Annotated in this window: 18 protein-coding genes; 8 read left to right on the plus strand and 10 right to left on the minus strand. The window is 55.2% G+C overall.

The features are described from left to right. Window position 1: 1 nt before the first annotated feature. From nrdE to ACMYSP_RS18010, 4 genes are all read right to left on the minus strand, one after another. Window positions 2-2,146 (minus strand): class 1b ribonucleoside-diphosphate reductase subunit alpha, encoded by a 2,145-nt coding sequence (gene nrdE, locus ACMYSP_RS17995; protein WP_434583403.1) that lies wholly within the window; start codon window positions 2,144-2,146, stop codon window positions 2-4. Further along, window positions 2,128-2,529 (minus strand): class Ib ribonucleoside-diphosphate reductase assembly flavoprotein NrdI, encoded by a 402-nt coding sequence (gene nrdI / locus ACMYSP_RS18000; RefSeq protein ID WP_434583405.1) that lies wholly within the window; start codon window positions 2,527-2,529, stop codon window positions 2,128-2,130. The genes nrdE and nrdI overlap by 19 nt, the downstream gene beginning before the upstream one ends. After that, on the minus strand, window positions 2,526-2,768 hold the full coding sequence (nrdH, locus tag ACMYSP_RS18005; protein WP_434583407.1) for a glutaredoxin-like protein NrdH: 243 nt from the start codon (window positions 2,766-2,768) through the stop codon (window positions 2,526-2,528). The genes nrdI and nrdH overlap by 4 nt, the downstream gene beginning before the upstream one ends. 184 nt (window positions 2,769-2,952) lie before the next feature. Then, window positions 2,953-3,384 carry a carboxymuconolactone decarboxylase family protein gene (locus ACMYSP_RS18010; protein ID WP_434583409.1) on the minus strand — a complete coding sequence of 144 codons (432 nt, stop codon included), beginning with the start codon at window positions 3,382-3,384 and terminating at the stop codon, window positions 2,953-2,955. 89 nt (window positions 3,385-3,473) lie between these two features. Here ACMYSP_RS18010 and ACMYSP_RS18015 point away from each other — a divergent pair, with 89 nt between their 5' ends. Then, window positions 3,474-4,829 (plus strand): PLP-dependent aminotransferase family protein, encoded by a 1,356-nt coding sequence (locus tag ACMYSP_RS18015; RefSeq protein ID WP_434583410.1) that lies wholly within the window; start codon window positions 3,474-3,476, stop codon window positions 4,827-4,829. A 608-nt stretch (window positions 4,830-5,437) separates the two neighbouring features. On the opposite strand, the gene ACMYSP_RS18020 is transcribed toward ACMYSP_RS18015, so the two are convergent. Next, window positions 5,438-5,764, minus strand: a complete 327-nt coding sequence (locus ACMYSP_RS18020) for a DUF883 family protein (RefSeq protein ID WP_123756826.1) — start codon at window positions 5,762-5,764, stop codon at window positions 5,438-5,440. Window positions 5,765-5,915: 151 nt separating this feature from the next. On the opposite strand from ACMYSP_RS18020, the gene ACMYSP_RS18025 reads away from it, so the two are divergent. Continuing rightward, entirely contained in the window at window positions 5,916-6,278 is a 363-nt protein-coding gene (locus tag ACMYSP_RS18025; RefSeq protein WP_434583412.1) for a DUF2002 family protein, read from the plus strand. 79 nt (window positions 6,279-6,357) lie between these two features. On the opposite strand, the gene alaE is transcribed toward ACMYSP_RS18025, so the two are convergent. Then, on the minus strand, window positions 6,358-6,807 hold the full coding sequence (gene alaE / locus ACMYSP_RS18030) for an L-alanine exporter AlaE (RefSeq protein ID WP_123756828.1): 450 nt from the start codon (window positions 6,805-6,807) through the stop codon (window positions 6,358-6,360). A gap of 715 nt (window positions 6,808-7,522) precedes the next feature. Here alaE and stpA point away from each other — a divergent pair. After that, complete coding sequence (gene stpA / locus ACMYSP_RS18035) at window positions 7,523-7,924, plus strand: DNA-binding protein StpA (RefSeq protein WP_434583414.1); 402 nt, start codon at window positions 7,523-7,525, stop codon at window positions 7,922-7,924. Between the two features lie 93 nt (window positions 7,925-8,017). On the opposite strand, the gene ACMYSP_RS18040 is transcribed toward stpA, so the two are convergent. The 3 genes from ACMYSP_RS18040 to ACMYSP_RS18050 are packed head-to-tail and all read right to left on the minus strand — an operon-like array spanning window position 8,018 to window position 9,080. Then, the gene (locus tag ACMYSP_RS18040; protein ID WP_434583416.1) at window positions 8,018-8,197 is read right to left on the minus strand and encodes a hypothetical protein; all 180 of its coding nucleotides are present in this window, start codon (window positions 8,195-8,197) and stop codon (window positions 8,018-8,020) included. Between the two features lie 46 nt (window positions 8,198-8,243). Then, window positions 8,244-8,771, minus strand: coding sequence for a rhodanese family protein (locus tag ACMYSP_RS18045; RefSeq protein ID WP_434583418.1), 528 nt, complete (start codon window positions 8,769-8,771; stop codon window positions 8,244-8,246). A gap of 9 nt (window positions 8,772-8,780) precedes the next feature. Further along, on the minus strand, window positions 8,781-9,080 hold the full coding sequence (locus ACMYSP_RS18050; protein ID WP_434583420.1) for an ArsR/SmtB family transcription factor: 300 nt from the start codon (window positions 9,078-9,080) through the stop codon (window positions 8,781-8,783). Between the two features lie 171 nt (window positions 9,081-9,251). Between ACMYSP_RS18050 and ACMYSP_RS18055 the strand changes: the two genes are divergently transcribed. Next, entirely contained in the window at window positions 9,252-9,848 is a 597-nt protein-coding gene (locus ACMYSP_RS18055; RefSeq protein WP_434583422.1) for an undecaprenyl-diphosphatase, read from the plus strand. A gap of 30 nt (window positions 9,849-9,878) precedes the next feature. On the opposite strand, the gene ACMYSP_RS18060 is transcribed toward ACMYSP_RS18055, so the two are convergent. After that, window positions 9,879-11,675 carry a sigma-54-dependent Fis family transcriptional regulator gene (locus ACMYSP_RS18060; RefSeq protein ID WP_434583424.1) on the minus strand — a complete coding sequence of 599 codons (1,797 nt, stop codon included), beginning with the start codon at window positions 11,673-11,675 and terminating at the stop codon, window positions 9,879-9,881. 250 nt (window positions 11,676-11,925) lie between these two features. On the opposite strand from ACMYSP_RS18060, the gene exaC reads away from it, so the two are divergent. The 4 genes from exaC to ACMYSP_RS18080 all read left to right on the plus strand — a co-directional run bounded on the left by exaC (window position 11,926) and on the right by ACMYSP_RS18080 (window position 18,126). Next, window positions 11,926-13,446, plus strand: a complete 1,521-nt coding sequence (gene exaC, locus ACMYSP_RS18065; RefSeq protein WP_434583426.1) for an acetaldehyde dehydrogenase ExaC — start codon at window positions 11,926-11,928, stop codon at window positions 13,444-13,446. A 744-nt stretch (window positions 13,447-14,190) separates the two neighbouring features. After that, a complete protein-coding gene (locus ACMYSP_RS18070) occupies window positions 14,191-14,787 on the plus strand; it encodes a fimbrial protein (protein ID WP_434583428.1) in 597 nt (198 codons plus the stop codon). Window positions 14,788-14,884: 97 nt separating this feature from the next. Next, window positions 14,885-15,556, plus strand: a complete 672-nt coding sequence (locus ACMYSP_RS18075) for a fimbrial biogenesis chaperone (RefSeq protein ID WP_434587157.1) — start codon at window positions 14,885-14,887, stop codon at window positions 15,554-15,556. A gap of 113 nt (window positions 15,557-15,669) precedes the next feature. Continuing rightward, window positions 15,670-18,126 (plus strand): fimbria/pilus outer membrane usher protein, encoded by a 2,457-nt coding sequence (locus ACMYSP_RS18080; RefSeq protein ID WP_434587159.1) that lies wholly within the window; start codon window positions 15,670-15,672, stop codon window positions 18,124-18,126. Window positions 18,127-18,136 lie beyond the last annotated feature (10 nt).

The raw sequence follows: 18,136 nt of genomic DNA on the forward strand, positions 1-18,136 counted from the left end.
CTTATAGCGCGCAGGATACGCAGCCTTCGATTTCAGTGCCTTCCAGCGCCAGCTGGCGCAGGCGGATGTAATACAGTGTCTTGATGCCTTTTTTCCACGCGTAGATTTGCGCTTTGTTGATATCGCGGGTGGTGGCGGTATCGGGGAAAAAGAGCGTCAGCGACAGCCCCTGGTCAACGTGCCGGGTTGCTTCGGCATAGGTGTCGATAATCTTCTGCGGGCCAATTTCCCAGGCGTCCTGATAGAGCGCCAGATTTTCATTGGTCATAAACGGCGCAGGGTAGTAAACCCGGCCGGTTTTCCCCTCTTTGCGGATCTCAATCTTTGAGACGATCGGGTGGATGCTCGAGGTCGCATGGTTGATATAGGAGATCGACCCGGTCGGCGGTACCGCCTGCAAATTGCGGTTGTAGATGCCATAACGCATCACATCGTCGCGCAGCTGCTGCCACATGGCGCGGTCGGGCAGCCGGACGCCGGCGCGGGCGAACAGGTTGCGGACGGTGGCGGTTTTCGGCTGCCAGTCGCCCTGGAGATACTGCTCAAAGTACTCGCCGCTGGCGTAACGCGATTGGGCAAACCCGGCAAAATGCTGACCGCGCTCGCGGGCCAGCTGCATTGAGGTGTGCAGCGCGTGCCAGGTGACGGTATAGAAATAGAAGTTGGTAAAGTCCAGCCCTTCCGGACTGCCGTAGGCGATACCTTCCCGGGCCAGGTAGCCATGGAGGTTCATCTGCCCAAGACCGATGGCATGGGAAGCGGCATTGCCCGCCGCTACCGATGGCACCGAACGGATATCGCTCATATCTGACACCGCCGTCAGGCCACGAACCGCGACGGCGATGGTCCGGGCAAAATCCGGTGAATCCATGGTGTGGGCGATGTTAAGCGAGCCCAGATTGCAGGAGATATCCTGGCCCACGTGAGCGTAATCAAGGTTCTCATCAAAGGTTGATGGGGTGTTGACCTGCAAAATTTCCGAGCACAGGTTGCTCATGTTAATGCGCCCGGCAATCGGGTTCGCCCGGTTCACGGTATCTTCAAACATGATATATGGGTAGCCGGACTCAAACTGGATCTCCGCCAGCCGCTGGAACAGATCCCGGGCGCGGATCCAGCGCTTGTTGACCCGCTCGTCGGCGACCAGCTCGGCGTACATCTCGCTGATGGCGATATCGCCAAACGGCTTGCCGTACAGACGCTCAACGTCATAGGGCGAGAACAGCGCCATCTGCGCATCCTCTTTCGCCAGCTGGAAGGTGATATCGGCGATCACCACGCCAAGCGACAAGGTTTTGATGCGGATTTTTTCGTCGGCGTTTTCCCGCTTGGTATCCAGGAAACGCATAATATCCGGGTGATGGGCATGCAGATAGACCGCCCCGGCTCCCTGGCGAGCGCCGAGCTGGTTGGCGTACGAGAAAGCATCTTCCAGCATTTTCATCACCGGCACCACGCCGGAGGACTGGTTTTCAATGCGCTTAATTGGCGCGCCAGCTTCACGCAGGCTGGAGAGTAAAAACGCCACTCCGCCGCCGCGTTTGGAGAGCTGCAGGGCTGAATTGACCGCCCGGCCAATCGACTCCATGTTGTCCTCAATGCGCAACAGGAAGCAGGAAACCAGCTCGCCGCGCTGCTGTTTTCCGGCGTTGAGGAAGGTGGGCGTCGCCGGCTGGAAGCGCCCGCTTAGGATCTCCTCGGTCAACTGACGGGCGAGGTGTTCATCGCCTTGCGCCAGGCTCAGGGCGACCATGCAGGTCCGATCGGCGAAATGTTCGAGGTAGCGTTTGCCGTCAAAGGTCTTCAGCGTATAGCTGGTATAAAACTTCCACGCGCCGAGGAAGGTCTGAAAGCGGAAGCCATAACCCTGGGCATCGGCAAACAGCGCCAGCACAAACCGGCGATCGTAGCGGGCCAGCACGCTGGCATCGTAATAGCCTTCGGCGATAAGCCAGTCCAGCTTATCGTTTTGCGAAGCGAAGCTGACCGTATTGGGCTGCACGTGGGTCGCCATAAAGGCGTCCACCGCCTGGTGGTCTTTTTCAAATGGAATGCGGCCGTTGCTGTCGTATAAATTCAGCATCGCATTGAGGGCATGGAAATCGGATGCCCCGGTCGTTTTCGCTTCTACGGTTGTCGTTGCCAAAATTCGCTCACTCCTTTACGCACGTTATCGACATCGGTTGGGGTGCCCATCAGCTCAAAGCGATACAGGTACGGGACGCCACACTTTTTAGCGATGACGTCGCCGGCCCGGCCGTAGGCATCGCCGAAGTTACGGTTGCCAGCGGCGATCACGCCGCGTATCTGCTGGCGGTTATGGGGATCGTTGAGAAAGCGGATCGCCTGGCGGGGTACCGCGCCCGCCGTGCCGCCGCCGCCGTAGCTGGGGACAATAAGAATGTAGGGCTTGTCTACCTGGATGCGCTGGCGCTCGTTCAGCGGAATGCGCACCGCGGGCAGCCCCAGACGCTGGACGAACCGGTGCGTATTTTCGGAACTGCTGGAGAAGTAGACGATCAGGCTCATGCGCTGGCTACCGGTTGAGGACGCAGACGGTTGATCATATCCGGGCGGAAGCCGGACCACTGGGTGTCGCCAGCCATCACCACCGGCAGCTGGCGAAAACCCTGCTCGCGCAGCATATCGGCGGCATCCGGGTGATGCTCGACATTCACCATCTCGAAGGTCACGCCACGGCTTTCCATGGCGCGTTTGGTGGCGTGGCACTGAACGCAGTCATCTTTAGTGTAAATAGTAATGCGCATGATTCGTATTTCCATTTATGATAACAGAACGGCGCAAAAAGGCGTGACGTTCGGTATCGGTTAACTGTTCAGGAAATACTAGATGTAGTTGTCAGAAAGTTCAACCACGCAATATATAGCGTTTTTCGATAAGGGTGTGCCCTCGCGTGTGGATCCCGCGAGGGTGGGGGCGTTTGCGCTGAAATTACTGACGCATGCTGACGGCCAGGCGGTTGAAGGCGTTCATCAGGCTGATGGCGAAAGTCAAATCGCTGATCTGGCGCGGGCTGAAATGGTCCTGCAGCGGCAGGTAAACGTCATCTTCCGCATGGCTGGTGGCGATATCGGTCACGGATTCCGCCCACGCCAGCGCCGCCTGTTCCGCGGGGCTGAAATGCGCGCTGACTCGCCAGCCTGCCAGCGCATCCAGCTTATTCTGCGCCACGCCGGAGTGACGCAGCGCCTTGCTGTGCATTTCCAGGCAGAAGGCACAGCCGTTTATCTGTGACACCCGCAGGTACACCAGCTCCACCAGGGTGCTGTCCAGTTCGCTTTTATCCAGCGCCATCTTGGCTTGTAGCAGACCGTTGTAGACTTCCGGACTCAGTTGATTGTAGGGCTGACGTAGTTGGCTCATGGTGTTTTCCTCTATTAAGAACCGCTGCAAAATAGCACTATAATGGACTGCAAAAGATAGCCATATTGTAATCAAAAAAGCAGACCATAATGGACGTCAAAAAAGTACCGCACTATCAGCGTATTGCCCGCCAGCTCAAATCGGCGATAGAACGTGGCGAGCTTGCGCCCGGCAGCCGCCTGCCCGCCAGCCGGGTGTATGCCCAGGCGTTGGGGGTCTCCCGGGCCACCGTGGAGAATGCCTGGGGCGAGCTGGTGGCTCAGGGCTGGCTCGAGCGACGCGGGCAGGCCGGGACGTTCGTCAGCGACAGGCTAAGTCCGCAGCAGCAAGCCCCGACTCGTGTGCCGCTCAGCAGTGAACCGACGGCGCCGCAGCCGTTTCAGATGGGGCTGCCGGCGCTGGATCTTTTTCCTCGCGGCCTGTGGGCGCGGGTCATGGGACGACGGCTGCGTACCCAAACGCGGTTTGATTTGGCACCGGGCGATCCGTGCGGGGAGGCGATCCTCCGCCGCGCGATCGCCGATTATTTGCGGCTTTCCCGCAGTATTGAATGCCTGCCTGAACAGGTGCTGGTGACCGGCAGCTATGCCGCCTCGATGTTGCTGATCCTCCGCACTCTGGCGCAACCCGGCCAGCATATGTGGATGGAAGACCCCGGTTTTCCATTGATTCGACCGGTGATTACCCGCAACGGAGTGGTTATCGACCCGGTGGCGGTCGATGACGAAGGGATGGATGTGACGCAGGCGCAGCGCGACTACCCGGAGGCCCATTTCGCGCTGCTGACGCCGGCACATCAAAGCCCGCTGGGCGTGGCGTTGTCGCTGAGCCGACGCCGGCAGCTGCTGGCCTGGGCGGCGCAGCGCGATGCCTGGATTATCGAAGATGATTACGATAGTGAATTTCGCTACCAGGGGAAGCCGTTGCCGCCCCTGAAAAGCCTCGATGCGCCGCAGCGGGTGATTTACGCCGGTACCTTCAGCAAATCGCTGTTCCCGGCGCTGCATGCCGCCTGGCTGGTGGTGCCGCTGCCTCAGGTGGCGGCTTTCCGCCAGCAGGCGCAGATGTTGAGCTGTAGCGTACCAACGTTGTGGCAGCAGACGCTGGCTGATTTTATCCTTGAAGGCCATTTCTGGCGGCACCTGAAGAAGATGCGCGCCAGCTACGCCCAGCGTCGGCAGTGGCTGGAGTTGGCGCTGCAACAGCAAGGGTTTGGTGTGGTGCCGCAGCTGGGAGGGATTCAACTGGTGATAACGGTAAGCGGTGACGATAGGGCGCTGGCACGCAAAGCGCAGCAGGCCGGGCTGGCCGCCCAGGCGTTAAGCGACTGGCGGATGCAAAGCCTTGGTGCGGGAGGGCTGTTGGTGAGTTTTACGAATGTGACGTCGATGGAGATGGCGACGGAGGTGGTGCGGCGGCTCAGGCAGGCGCTGTCTTCTTCTTAGGGGGAACGCTGGTCATTGAGGTTCAGGAGGATTCGGGGAAACGGTGGTTTGCACGAAAGGGGTTATTGCGTGAGCTCCGTGGACAATTCTGTTCGCTTTCGTGGAATGTTCCGTTCACGGTGAATCCGGTACTTATCTCAGACCCGCAGCGGGTGAACGGCATGGGGGGCGTTTCGCTCGCCCCCCATGACCCCCGGCATTGCGCTGAAAACGGCCGCTACGCGGTATGCTCCACTCCGGCTTCATCTGGAGGACCGGGCCGGACTCGACATCCCTGTCTCGACCTGCCCTCTGACGGCCATCCAGGCCGTCAGTCCTGGATGTGCACCTGCGTTCCCGCCCGTTTTCTTGATGCGCCTTAACCCCCTCGCTGCCATCCCGAGGTTGTCCCGTCGCGATATCATGGCTGAAGGTTTTTTCAGCAACAAAAATGCAGGCATGGATATCGCGACATGCTGTAAGAAGGTTGGGGCGGCTAAAAACCTCTTTCATGCAAACCACCCTATAAAGACAATCATGCCCACATGCGATCGGACAACAAAAAGCCCCTGCGGACCAGAGGCTCGCAGGGGCAGACGCGTATTTGTTATCTTCATTTATCGTATATATTATCGACGCAAATTCAATAATACGCCAATAAATAACCCAACGGCGGCGGCAGCACCCACACTCTGCCAGGGTTTATCCCGCACGTAAGTATCGGCACAGCCGGCGGCATCGCGGGCTGCCTGTTGCACGCGATTATTACCGTTCAGGCGGGCGCGTGTCTCTTTCAGCAATGCCTGTGCTTTTTTCCGCGCAGCGTCTGCTTCATCTTTGGCATCGCTGCCCCATGATTTCAGCACTTCTTCCAGCGTATCCGCTAATTGGCTGACATCGCTATGAATATCCTCAGCGCTTTCATCGATATTGTTGCGGTTTGCTCGGTTCGCCATTGCGTTCTCCCTTAATTCCGTTGAGTGATTAAGTGTAGAACAAGATTTTGAATTATGCTGTTAGTGTTCGGTTTCTGGAATTTTCCGAAAGCGTTATCAATGCTGAATAAGGTAAGGTTCAATGTGCGGTAAAAGATAATGAGGAATGAGTATGTATTTAAGACCCGATGAGGTGGCGCGCGTTCTTGAAAAAGCCGGCTTCACCATGGATGCGGTAACCCAAAAAGCGTATGGCTATCGCCGCGGTGATAATTATGTCTATGTGAACCGCGAAGCGCGCATGGGACGTACTGCTTTAATTATTCACCCAGCGTTAAAAGAACGCAGTAATTCGCTGGCGGAGCCCGCGTCGGATATCAAAACCTGCGATCATTATGAGCAGTTCCCGTTGTATTTGGCCGGGGAGGTGCAGCAGCATTATGGTATTCCACACGGGTTCAGTTCGCGAATGGCGCTTGAGCGCTTTTTAAGTGGATTATTTGGCGAAGTGACGCCGAGCCTGTCTCATAGCTAACCGCAGAGCAGCAAGGGCGTGGGATGTATCCGGGAAGCGACTGACAGAGGTCAGTCGCTGAGACGTTGAACAGAAAAGATCAGGCCTTAATCTGTTGGTAAGCGCTGACGCGAAACAGGCGGCGGCAGTAATCGAGAAAGTAGCCGTAAACCGCCCCCATCATCATCGATACCGCAATGTTTGAACTCACTGCTGCCGCAATCTGATGCCAGTCCGCACCGACCGCAAATAAAATCGCGACATATACCGGCGACTGAAAGGTCACATACGCCACGACATCGGCAATATTCTTCATCCAGCCAGAAGGGCTGATATGACGTGCCAGGCGCATTGCGCGGTCACGATAAAAGCCATAGGGCACCGCAATAATAATGTTCACCGGAATGGCGACCAGTCGTGAGGAAAGCGACTGTTCAAAAGTCATTCCAGAGAGGAAAATCTCGATCATCATGTTTACAACGGTGCAGTACACCACCATCGCAAAGGTGTCTGCTACCGCATGACGCAAGCGGGACTGCGCAGAGAACATCGGGGTGCTCCTCGAAAATGAAGTCTGTTACGCCACAAAACGTGCTCATTTGCAGCGTTTTGGGTTGTGTAGTTTTGTGTGCGTAGATTATCTCTCTGCCTTAAAACTGGCAACTAGCTATAAATTTTTATTTCATGGCGTTTTGTCGATAAAATACTCTGTATGAGTTCCTTTTGTGAGCGTTGCGCTACTTTTGTCCTGGTTTTGTATTTTCTGTATTAATATCAAATGGTTGATTTTATGCTGGTGGAAGAGGGACGGCAGATGCGAGGAGGTGAACAGCCCGGATTGTGCTTGATGTCTCGTTTCAGTGTGATGACTGTCACTTTTGGAGTAATTCTCTCATTAATGCCGACATTAATGGCATGGTGTTCTGTTTGTTAATTGTGGTTTTCATTCCAATTAAAAGCATACTTATGCACTATTGGCCTGGCGCGCTATCTCCCGGTTGTCGTCGTGATGCTGATAACCTGCTGAGCCTCCAGATAATATATCTACTGGTGCTATCAGTGTGTCTTTTTTATTCTATTCAGCCAGGCGCCAGCATCAGCTTATTTTTAATTTACCAATAATTCCTGCCGTTTAAAATTGAATTGAGAGAGAGTCTTTGGAATATATTTAATGGAAGGGATTAAAGGTGGTAATAAATAGCCTGATATATTAAAGTGTCGCGGTAGTATTGTCTTATTTAAAATTTAGGATTGTTTGGTAATTTATGTCTTTAATGTTACAGAAATTGAATAATATCCGTTCGCTGCGGGCAATGTCGCGTGAATTCTCCATTGACGTGCTTGAAGAAATGCTGGAAAAACTCAGGGTCGTCACTGAAGAAAAACGGGCAGAGCAGCAGGCTGCCAGCGAGCAACACGCTGAATACCAGGAAAAAGTACAGACCTGGCTGGAGCTGATGATCGCCGACGGTATTACTCCTGACGAGCTGGTCACACTGGATAGCGCTCCCCAGCAAAGCAGTAAAAAACGTCAGCCGCGTCCAGAGAAATATCGTTTTACCGACGTCAATGGCGAACAGAAAACATGGACAGGCCAGGGCCGCATGCCGAAGCCGATTGCCAACGCCATCGCCGCAGGTGAAACCCTGGAAAGTTTTCTGATCTAATCGTTATGGCTTACGACGTTCGATCGGCGATAAACGCGGGTGGAATGAGATCGGATCAAACAGAAATAACGGTGGGATGACCCACCGTTATTATTAACAAACGCCAAAATCACCGTCTTCGGTATAAGGCGAAACGTCAGCAGGCTTCAGCGTATATTGTTCGCCCTGCTCGTTACTGGCCTGTACGGCAACGATATGCTCTTCGCTGACGGCTACAATTTTCAGTTTTGGCCCGCCCATGCGTGGCTGTACCAGATCACCTACTGAATACATCGCTTTCTCCTCATCTGTCGATCAATATTGTTATTGTTGCTCAGGTTCACTGCGCACGCCGGTTCCATGGCATCACTGCCAGCAGACGCGCCATCCCGCAAAAACCGGTGAGGCCGGCCAGAGTCAGCCCGGCCCCGACGAATGCGCTGAGCAGGAAAAATCCGCTACTCACGCTATATCCTAGCACTACCCCCAACAAAATGAGTCCGCCAGCGGCGATTTGCACCTGGCGCATCAGCGGCAGAGGCTGCGTTTTGTCTTCTTTGACCGGCAGACCTGCCGCTTTCCACGCCTGAATACCGCCGCTCATCAGCTTCACCTGGGCGGGAGCCGCGGCGGCGGCCAGACGAATGGCGTTATTTTGTGTCCGCGAGCCCGCCTGACAATGGAAGATCACCGTGTCGTCTGCCGTGGTACGCAGCGTGGCGCCATTGTTGAGCGTGGCCAGCGGCACCAGTTCGGCATCAGGAATATGCTCGCGGGCATATTCATCGGCATCGCGAATATCGATTAATCTGGCGCCTTGTGCAATCTGTGCCCGGACGTCTTCGGGGGAAAGGGTGGCGATAGTCATGGCAGCTCCTTAAGGGCAATAGAGGGTCTTCAGCGTGGAGATAATTTGCTGAACCGCAGGATGAGTGATGAAGTAATGGATACGCTGTGCCTCGCGTTCGCAGCCGATGAGACCCTCTTCACGCATACGTGCCAGATGTTGAGAAGTGGCTGAAGGACTCAGGCCGGTGATGCGGGCCAGTTCGCCGGCGCTGGCCCGCGTCGTTTCGCATAGCATGCAGAGGATCAACAGCCGCTTGGGGTGGCTCATGGCTTTGAGCAGAGCGGCTGCCTCTCCGGCGGCTGACTGTAACTGATCGGGTGTCGTCATTTATTTTAGCTTTTTCTAAATTTAGGTAATTCTAAAATAAAGTCGCGCACTATGCCAGTGAGCGTGTGTGGTCACGAGACTATTGCGCTAAAAAGCTCGCTGATGGAGTTAAGCGTAACTTAAGAGAGAGTGGCGATAATGACAGTAATATGACCGTTATGGACTCTCACAATGAACCTACTGGAAACTGTTAATCAAAGCGTTTTTCTGGCATTGAATGCGCAGCCAGGGACATCGGAAACGCTGCTGAAGCTGGCAAGTCTGTGTGCCAGCGGCGTCATCGTTAGCGTTCCGGTTATTCTGCTTGGCCTCTGGTTTTTAGGGGGGCGCCAGGGCCACCGGCAAGCCTTGTTTTGTACCTTGAGTATCCTGATAGCGCTGGTGCTGGGCTCTCTTTGTGGTTCACTGTGGTTCCACCCTCGGCCATTTATGATCCCTTTGGGTCATACCTGGATAAGCCATCCGGCGGATAATGGCTTCCCGAGCGATCATGGTCTGGTGATGTTCAGCATGGCTTTTGCGCTGCTCTCCTTGGGGCAGCGCCGGATGGGCGTGTGTGTCTTGATCGCTTCACTGTCCGTAGCCTGGGCCCGTATCTTCCTCGGAGTCCATTTCCCTCTGGATATGGTGGGTGCCGCGTTGGTTTCCGGCATGGCTATCGTGGTGACAAAAAGAGTCTGGCAGGCGTGTGGGCCCGCCATGGTGAGGATATGCGAAGCCGTCAGTAAGCGGATCTTTTCCTGGCTTCCAGCATGTTTTACTCCGTAATCGCGCGACGCGATACGTTGCCTTCGCAGGTTAAGTTTGTCCGCGCCGTGCCGCGCGGCGATAGAGCGTGCTGCGGGCAACCCCCAGCGCCTGCGCTGCTTTACTGACGTTACCGTTGAAGGTGTTCAGCGTCTGAGCAATCAACTGGGCATCGTGCTGCTGTAACCCACGTGATGGCTGCGTCGGTGGCGTCTGGTATTCGGTGGGCAGATCGTCCACCGTCAGTTCATCCCCCTCGTCAGCCAGCGCCAGCAGCACCTTCATCAGGCTCTGCAACTGGCGGACGTTACCCGGCCATGGGAGGCTTGCCAGATGTGTCAGTAGCCCAGGCGAGAGCTGAACATGGCGCGAGGTGGCGCCGAGGTCGTGCCAGAGCTGCTGAATAAAGGCCGGCAGCGTCGTCCATTCGCGCAAAGGGGGAATGGTGAGGGCAAATTCGCGCAGGCGATACAGCAGGTCCTCGCGGAAGGTCCCCTCGGTTACGTGTTGCGCCAGGTTGCGGTGGGTGGCGCAAATCACCGCAAAGCTGACCGCCGCGCTACGGCTGGCACCGAGCGGAGTCACCTCTTTTTCTTGCAACACCCGCAGCAGGCGCGTCTGGAGCAGCATCGGCATATCGCCAATTTCATCAAGGAACAGCACCCCGCCGTCGGCCTCGCGGATTTTACCGATATAGCCGTTTTTACTGGCCCCGGTAAAAGCTCCCGGCTGGTAGCCAAACAGCTCGGATTCAATCAGCGATTCGGGAATGGCAGCGCAGTTGATGGCGACGAATTTGCCGTTTCGCCAGCGGCTGTGCTGGTGCAGCGCCCGGCTGACGAACTCTTTCCCGCATCCTGTTTCTCCTTCAATGCAGAGCGCAATGCCGGCATTCAGCAGACGTAACAGTTTTTCCCCTTCCTGCGGACTGGTGAAGGGCAGACGGAGGGGCTCGGGCTCAGGTGCCGGAGTCGGGGCCACCACCGCCACGCTACTGCGAGCCGGGGCGCGTAAACGGTAATAGCAGGTGTGCTGCTGTAGGGTGACCGGCAACGGGATACTCACGGCGGTTTGCGTCAGCTGCGGGAACAGCTGCTGGAAGGTGACCTGGCCGAACTGCTCAGGATCGAGACCCAGATCGCGCATCGCCAGGCGGTTGCCGGCGGTCAGCACGTTATCGGAAAAGACCAGCAACAGCTCTTCGACACTGTCGAGCTTATGGGGATCTGCATGCAGGCTCATCAGCCACTGCTGAGGGTGCAGGCTCTGCTTAACCCACAGGTACTCAATCTGTTTGGCCGCCGCTTTCACCCACGCGAGGGTATGCGGATGCGGCACCTGCGCCGGGCCGGAAATATCCAGCACTCCGGCTATTTTTCCGTCAGGGCTCTGCACCGGCATGGCGGCGCAATAGAGGTCCTGGTTGCTGGTGAGAAAGTGCTGGCGACCCTCGATTTCACAACTGTCGTCGATGGCCAGCGCGGTGCCGATAGCATTGGTCCCGCGACCGCTTTCACTCCACAGGTTTCCCGGCGCGAGGGCGAAGCTCTGCGCTTTCTCCATGGCGTGCAGGTTGCCGAAGGTTTGCAGCACCAGGCCGCTGGCATCAGAGAGGATCACCACCGACTGCAGGTCAGCCACTTTACGCGACAGCGTGTTAACCACCGGCTGTGTGAGCTGCTGTAGCCGGGTATGGCTGGCCAGCACATCCGCCAGTTCGTTGGAGCGCAGGCGCGGAAAATCATCCGTCGTCGGTTCCAGACCATACTGCTGGCTACGATACCAGGAATCGCTGAGCAACGGGTTGGTTTTCGCCTCGGGGTCGAGGGTAAACGAATTGCCTTGCACGGAGCACCTCATGGCCGCTTAAGTGATGTTGCAATATTGTAGCTTTATGGTTTCTTGTGTGTTGCGATTTGCGACACAGAAGCAAACATCAGTGCGACACCCGCGGAAGATATTTATGTAACGCAATGAATAAATTAATGATTTTATCGTCATAAAACTCTGGCATAACCCCTGCATTACTCCTTATGCAGCAGGCAACAGCACAAAACCAATACGCCGCTGCGCCTCAACCCTACAGAAGGAGATTGCAATGCGTTATGCACATCCTGGCAAGCCGGGCGCCTTAGTGTCATTAAAGTCCGCTTACGGTAACTATATAGACGGCAAATTTGTCGAGCCGATCGGTGGTGAATTCTTTATGAATACCTCGCCGGTGGACGGGAGCGACATTGCACAATTCCCCCGCTCGGATGCCAAAGATATCGACTTTGCGCTCGATGCCGCGCACCGCGCCGCAGAAGCCTGGGGTAAAACATCGGTCCAGCAGCGTTCAAATCTGCTGCTGCAGGTAGCTGACCGCATCCAGGAAAACCTCGAGTATCTGGCGATTGCCGAGAGCTGGGACAACGGTAAACCGGTGCGTGAAACGCTCAATGCCGATTTACCGCTGGCGGTCGACCATTTCCGCTATTTTGCTGGCTGCCTGCGCGCGCAGGAGGGGAGCACCGCGGAGATCGATGAAACGACCGTGGCCTACCATTTCCATGAGCCACTGGGGGTGGTCGGGCAAATTATTCCGTGGAACTTCCCGTTGCTGATGGCGGCATGGAAGCTGGCGCCGGCGCTGGCGGCCGGTAACTGCGTGGTACTCAAGCCGGCAGAGCAAACGCCGCTGAGCATCACTCTGTTGATGGAGCTGATTGGCGATATCTTCCCGGCGGGCGTGTTGAACGTGGTGCAGGGCTTCGGTAAAGAAGCCGGTGAAGCGCTGGCGACCAGCAAGCGCATTGCCAAAATTGCCTTTACCGGCTCCACCCCGGTCGGGCGGCATATTCTGGCCTGCGCGGCGGAGAATATTATTCCTTGCACCGTTGAGCTGGGCGGTAAGTCGCCGAATATCTACTTCGCCGACGTGATGGATGGCGAAGAAGAGTTTATTGAGAAGGCGGTGGAAGGGCTGGTTCTCGGCTTCTTTAACCAGGGCGAAGTCTGTACCTGTCCGTCGCGGGCGCTGATCCATGAATCGATCTATGAACCGTTTATGGAGCGGGTGATGGCCAAAGTGGCGCAGATCCGTCGCGGCGACCCCTTTGACACCGATACGATGATCGGCGCACAGGCGTCACGTCAGCAGTTCGATAAGATCCTGTCTTACATCAAGATTGCCCGTGAAGAAGGCGGCCAGATCCTGACCGGTGGCGAACGCGCCAGTATTGCCGCCGAGCTGGACAATGGCTATTACATTCAGCCAACCCTGATCAAGGGGCGCAATGAAATGCGCAGTTTCCAGGAAGAAATTTTTGGCCCGGTGATTGGCGTGACCACCTTTAAAGATGAAGCGGAAGCGCTGGCCATCGCTAACCAGACCCAGTTTGGTCTTGGCGCCGGCGTCTGGACCCGGGATACCAATCTGGCCTACCGAATGGGCCGTGGGATCAAGGCCGGTCGCGTCTGGACTAACTGCTATCACGTCTATCCGGCACATGCGGCGTTTGGCGGGTACAAGCAGTCAGGAGTGGGCCGCGAAACTCACAAAATGGCGCTTGATGCCTATCAGCAGACCAAAAACCTGCTGGTGAGCTACGGCACCGCGCCGTTAGGGCTGTTTTAATTGCATATTTTACCGCGCATTTCACTGTGAAATGTTCGAGACAACCCGTCACTGGCGTTTGCCGTGGCGGGTTTTTTTATGGTGCGCATGTACCATTATTTGTCATTCAGATCCCGGCTTAGGATTAATTACAATGAAATAACATTAGCAGCCGTGCGTGAAATTCATTCAATTAAAACTTTCATTTGAAATATGAAATGTCAGGATAGTTATAAGTGGTATTTATTAGTGCAATTATGGTTTCTAATGTGACAAATAAAAGGGGGTGACTGTAACTAAGAATATTCTTAAATCCTGAGTTGTCTCTTGCCACGTCACAGAAATAAAACGGCAAAACAGGGGCGGTTTTTGTTGAGGTTGTTAACTGGTGCGGTAATTTGTTGCGTGGCCCTGTTATGCTGTTGGGTTTTTTGGGTTCTAAAATTAACAATTTTGACGAGCTATATTAATTTTATTTCATTGGTAAAATAAAACATCATTTCATTAACATAACAAGATATTGCGTTTTATTTCTTGCAGGAATAACATTTCGTTTAATATTAAATGTGTTTTTCCTTTCCTGTTTTTACGGTTTATTTGTCGATGCTGATGCAATAAATCGAACAGGGTATATTGTCGACCATTTAATATCCTGCTGATGGAACGCGCATATTCTTAACATGGAGAAACGGAAAGCAGAGGTGCTCAAACATACTGTTTCTGAGCTTTATCTGTCATAAAGATCTGTTAGCAATGAGATAAAAAATGAAAACCAAGTTTTGTATTATGGCAACGATGGTTGGTGCTCTGGTATCCGGCGTTGTAATGGCAAGTCCCGCACAATCTGCACCTTCCGGCGTGACCGTTAATCCGGGTTCTGGCAGCGGTACGCAAGGTACGGGTGGTCAGGTCGAGTTCACCGGATCCATTACCGACACCTCCTGTAACATCGAGAGCACCAGCGCCAATCAGGTTGTTGACCTGGGCAAATGGGCGAGCAGCTTCTTTGCTGGCGCAGGCTCTGAAACCACCAAAACCGCCTTCCATATTAAAGTCAAAGATTGCCCGAGCTCGGTCACCAAAGTATCGGTGCTGTTCGATGGTACCCGGGATACCAACAACAGCGACCTGTTGGCGGTGAACGGCGGCGCACAGGGTGTGGCGATCAAACTGTACGAAGATGATAAATCCACGCCGATTAACCTTGGCACCGTCTCTCGCGACCAGAACGTGGTTGCCGGGACCAGCGGCGCCAGCACCGGTACGGCCGATCTGGAATTCTTCGCCGATTATATCTCCACCAGTGCGGTGAGCGCCGGTGCGGCAAACGGAACTGCTAACTTCAATATGGTGTACAACTAAGAAATCAATGAGCAGGAATACCTGCTCATTTTCTTTTTGTATTTTGGATGTGTCTTGTGTTTTACGGTTGTATTTAAACCGTTATTTGATGATTGTGATGATGAAATATACTCTGGCTGGCATCACTGCTGCTTTTATTCTGTTGGTCGCTACCACGGCTCAGGCCGGTATTGTGATGGGGGGGACGCGGGTTATTTATCCTGAAGGAAAGCGCGAAGCCTCTCTGTCCGTGACGAATGCCGATACTCATTCACCTTATCTGGTGCAGTCGTGGGTGGAGAACTATACGGAAAAAGATACCAGCCCGGTGCCTTTTATTGTTACACCGCCGTTGTTTCGTCTCGACCCTGAACAAGAAAACGTATTGCGAATTAATTTCATTGGCAAAGCGCTGCCCCGCGATCGCGAATCCGTGTTTTGGTTAAATGTGAAAAGTATTTCCCCGACGCAGCAAGGGGACACCAATAAATTACAGGTCAATATTAAGTCGAAATTTAAGATTTTCTATCGGCCGAATGGTCTGGCGGGCGATCCGAGCAAAGCCTGGCAGTCATTGATTTTTAAGGTGATCGGTAACCGACTGGTTGCGCAGAACCCGACGCCATATTTTGTCTCCTTTTTTACGATTTCGGTGGGCGGAAAAACGGTCGAAGAACCGGGAATGATCGCTCCGTTAGCCAGCAAAACGTGGCCGGTAAGCGGTTCCGGAGTAGTGAAATGGCGCGCCATAAATGATTTTGGCGGGATTACGGATTATGCCCAGCAGTAATTTTTGCGCTTAGCATCGCCAGGTCAGCTATTGTGAAAAAAAGATCCCCAGTTATCGTTCACAGCAATGCTGTGAAAGCGTCCCCTTATGGGGATGCCCGGCTGCTCGCCAGTATGCCACCCCTGTTGTGTTTGTTGTGCCACAGCGCCGCGGTATGGGCCGATGATTATTTCGACCCCGCGGCCCTTGAGTTTGCCAATCCGCAGCAAAAAATGGCGGACTTACACTATTTCGCCAAATCCGGCGGGCAGCAGCCCGGCACTTATCCGGTGAGCATCTGGGTCAACAATCAGGAAATCGGCCAGGGGTCGGTCATTTTTGTCGAAGACCACGGGGCATTACAACCGGTATTGACCCCGGCGCAGCTGGTCGATTTTGGGGTGAACGTCAGCGCGTTCTCATCCTTTAACGCCTTGCATGACGGTGAGACCTTCACCCGGATTGAACACTACATTCCGAATGCCAGCAGCCAGTTTGATTTCGCCACCCAGCGACTGAATTTAAGCATTCCACAGGCGGCGATGAATACCCAGAGCCGTGGCTATGTCGACCCGTCACGTTGGGATGAAGGCGTACCGGCCGCGTTTGTTAACTATAACCTGACCGGAGCGCAGACCCGGCAGTCCGAAGAACAGAGCCGTTCCAGCTACCTGAATTTACGCAGCGGGGCTAATTTTGGCGCCTGGCGGCTGCGCAATATCTCCTCGATGCAGTATGACCAGCATTACCGTTGGCATTCGCAAAGTACCTATGTTCAACGCGATGTGGCCCCCCTTAAGAGCCTGCTGCGCATTGGCGATACCTTCACGACCGGCGAAGTTTTCGATAGCGTGCCGTTTCGTGGCGTGCAGTTGATGTCCGATGACGAAATGCTACCGGACAGCCAGCGCGGCTTTGCGCCGGTGATCCGCGGCATGGCCCACAGTAATGCCAAAGTGACGGTGCTGCAGCATGGTTACGTGATCTACGAAACCTTCGTCTCGCCGGGGGCCTTTGCGATTAAAGACCTCTATCCGACGGCACAAAGCGGCGACCTTGAAGTGCAGGTGAAGGAGAGCGACGGTTCGGTGCGCTCGTTCACCCAACCCTATTCCGCGGTGCCGTTTATGCTGCGTGAAGGTCGGGCTAAATTCAGCCTCAGCGGCGGGCGCTATCACTCCGACCAGAACGACGTCCGGTCACCGGAGTTTATTCAGGGCACGTTATTCTATGGGCTGCCCGCATCGGTCACCCTGTACGGCGGCACGCAGTTGGCGCAGGATTATCAGGCCTGGGCGATGGGTATCGGGCGCGGCTTTGGCGAGCTGGGATCGCTCGGCGGTGACCTGACCTGGGCCAACACCGCCACCCCGTCGGATAAACATTTTACCGGCCATTCGTTCCGCGTGCAGTATCAGAAGGATTTTGCCCGGACCGGAACCTCATTCAGCCTCGCCAGCTATCGTTACTCTTCGAGCGGCTATTACGACTTCAGTGAAGCGAATGCGCTCGAAAGCCAGAGCCAGATGGTCGATAACAAACGCAGCCGGGAAGAGCTCTCAATTGCTCAGTCCTTTGGCGCGGCCAGCAGCCTGGCGGTGTCTGCCTACTCGCAAGATTACTGGCACAGCAACAGCCGCGATGAAACGATACATCTCGGTTTCTATAGCGCCTGGAAAGGTATCTCCTGGGGCGTCGGCTACTACTACACCCAATCCTCCGACCGGGAGCGCGCGGACCGCTCCTGGTCATTGAATCTCAATATTCCGCTCAGCGGCTGGCTGGCGGAAAGCTCGGTGAGCTACAGCACCACTTCCGACAACAATGGCCACTCCTCACAGCAGGTCTCGATGTACGGCGTAATGCCGCACAGTTCGAACCTCTATTACTCGGTGCAGCAAGGCTACGCCAACGCCGGGCAGGGGAGTAACAGCAGCGCCGCGTTGGATTACCACGGCGGCTACGGCAGCGCCCAGTTGGGCTACCGCCATGACAGTGAGAGCAATCAGCTGACATGGGGTGCTTCCGGTTCCATCGTGGCGCACCCCCATGGCGTCACGTTGGGGCAACCCGTCGGCGACAGCTTTGCCATTGTGCGGGCACCTGGGGCGGCGGATGTGGCGATTCAGAACGGCAGTAATGTTCACACCGACGCACGGGGTTACGCAGTCGTGCCGACGTTAACGGTCTATCGCAAAAACACCATCACCCTGGATACCGAATCGATGACCAACGATACCGATGTCGATCTGCAGGGACAGACGGTGATCCCCGGCGGTGGCGCGGTGGTGATGGCGAACTACCAGACCCACATTGGCAATCGCGTGCTGTTCACCCTGCGCAATCATGAGGGGGCGATTCCGTTTGGCGCCAGCGCTCAGCTGCGTCAGGAAGAGGACGAGACGGGATCAGCGCCGCAGGGGATGGTCGCCGATAGCGGTCAGGTGTATCTCAGTGGTATCCCGGATGAAGGCACGCTTGACGTGCGCTGGACCCAGAATAACCTCTCGCGGAGATGCGCTGTGCATTTCCATCTTTCCAGTCAGCAACAGCAGAACAACGTCAAAACCTTCAGCGGTTTTTGCCAGTGAGTAGAGGAGT

The organism is Klebsiella sp. R390 (assembly GCF_051131745.1).
Lineage (GTDB): Bacteria > Pseudomonadota > Gammaproteobacteria > Enterobacterales > Enterobacteriaceae > Klebsiella.

What these genes read in the sequence shown, in the direction of transcription:
- nrdI (WP_434583405.1), bottom strand. Translation starts at nt 2,529, where the DNA reads ATGAGCCTGATCGTCTACTTCTCCAGCAGTTCCGAAAATACGCACCGG.
- nrdH (WP_434583407.1), bottom strand. Translation starts at nt 2,768, where the DNA reads ATGCGCATTACTATTTACACTAAAGATGACTGCGTTCAGTGCCACGCC.
- ACMYSP_RS18010 (WP_434583409.1), bottom strand. Translation starts at nt 3,384, where the DNA reads ATGAGCCAACTACGTCAGCCCTACAATCAACTGAGTCCGGAAGTCTAC.
- ACMYSP_RS18015 (WP_434583410.1), top strand. Translation starts at nt 3,474, where the DNA reads ATGGACGTCAAAAAAGTACCGCACTATCAGCGTATTGCCCGCCAGCTC.
- ACMYSP_RS18020 (WP_123756826.1), bottom strand. Translation starts at nt 5,764, where the DNA reads ATGGCGAACCGAGCAAACCGCAACAATATCGATGAAAGCGCTGAGGAT.
- ACMYSP_RS18025 (WP_434583412.1), top strand. Translation starts at nt 5,916, where the DNA reads ATGTATTTAAGACCCGATGAGGTGGCGCGCGTTCTTGAAAAAGCCGGC.
- alaE (WP_123756828.1), bottom strand. Translation starts at nt 6,807, where the DNA reads ATGTTCTCTGCGCAGTCCCGCTTGCGTCATGCGGTAGCAGACACCTTT.
- stpA (WP_434583414.1), top strand. Translation starts at nt 7,523, where the DNA reads ATGTCTTTAATGTTACAGAAATTGAATAATATCCGTTCGCTGCGGGCA.
- ACMYSP_RS18040 (WP_434583416.1), bottom strand. Translation starts at nt 8,197, where the DNA reads ATGTATTCAGTAGGTGATCTGGTACAGCCACGCATGGGCGGGCCAAAA.
- ACMYSP_RS18045 (WP_434583418.1), bottom strand. Translation starts at nt 8,771, where the DNA reads ATGACTATCGCCACCCTTTCCCCCGAAGACGTCCGGGCACAGATTGCA.
- ACMYSP_RS18050 (WP_434583420.1), bottom strand. Translation starts at nt 9,080, where the DNA reads ATGACGACACCCGATCAGTTACAGTCAGCCGCCGGAGAGGCAGCCGCT.
- ACMYSP_RS18055 (WP_434583422.1), top strand. Translation starts at nt 9,252, where the DNA reads ATGAACCTACTGGAAACTGTTAATCAAAGCGTTTTTCTGGCATTGAAT.
- exaC (WP_434583426.1), top strand. Translation starts at nt 11,926, where the DNA reads ATGCGTTATGCACATCCTGGCAAGCCGGGCGCCTTAGTGTCATTAAAG.
- ACMYSP_RS18070 (WP_434583428.1), top strand. Translation starts at nt 14,191, where the DNA reads ATGAAAACCAAGTTTTGTATTATGGCAACGATGGTTGGTGCTCTGGTA.
- ACMYSP_RS18075 (WP_434587157.1), top strand. Translation starts at nt 14,885, where the DNA reads ATGATGAAATATACTCTGGCTGGCATCACTGCTGCTTTTATTCTGTTG.
- ACMYSP_RS18080 (WP_434587159.1), top strand. Translation starts at nt 15,670, where the DNA reads ATGCCACCCCTGTTGTGTTTGTTGTGCCACAGCGCCGCGGTATGGGCC.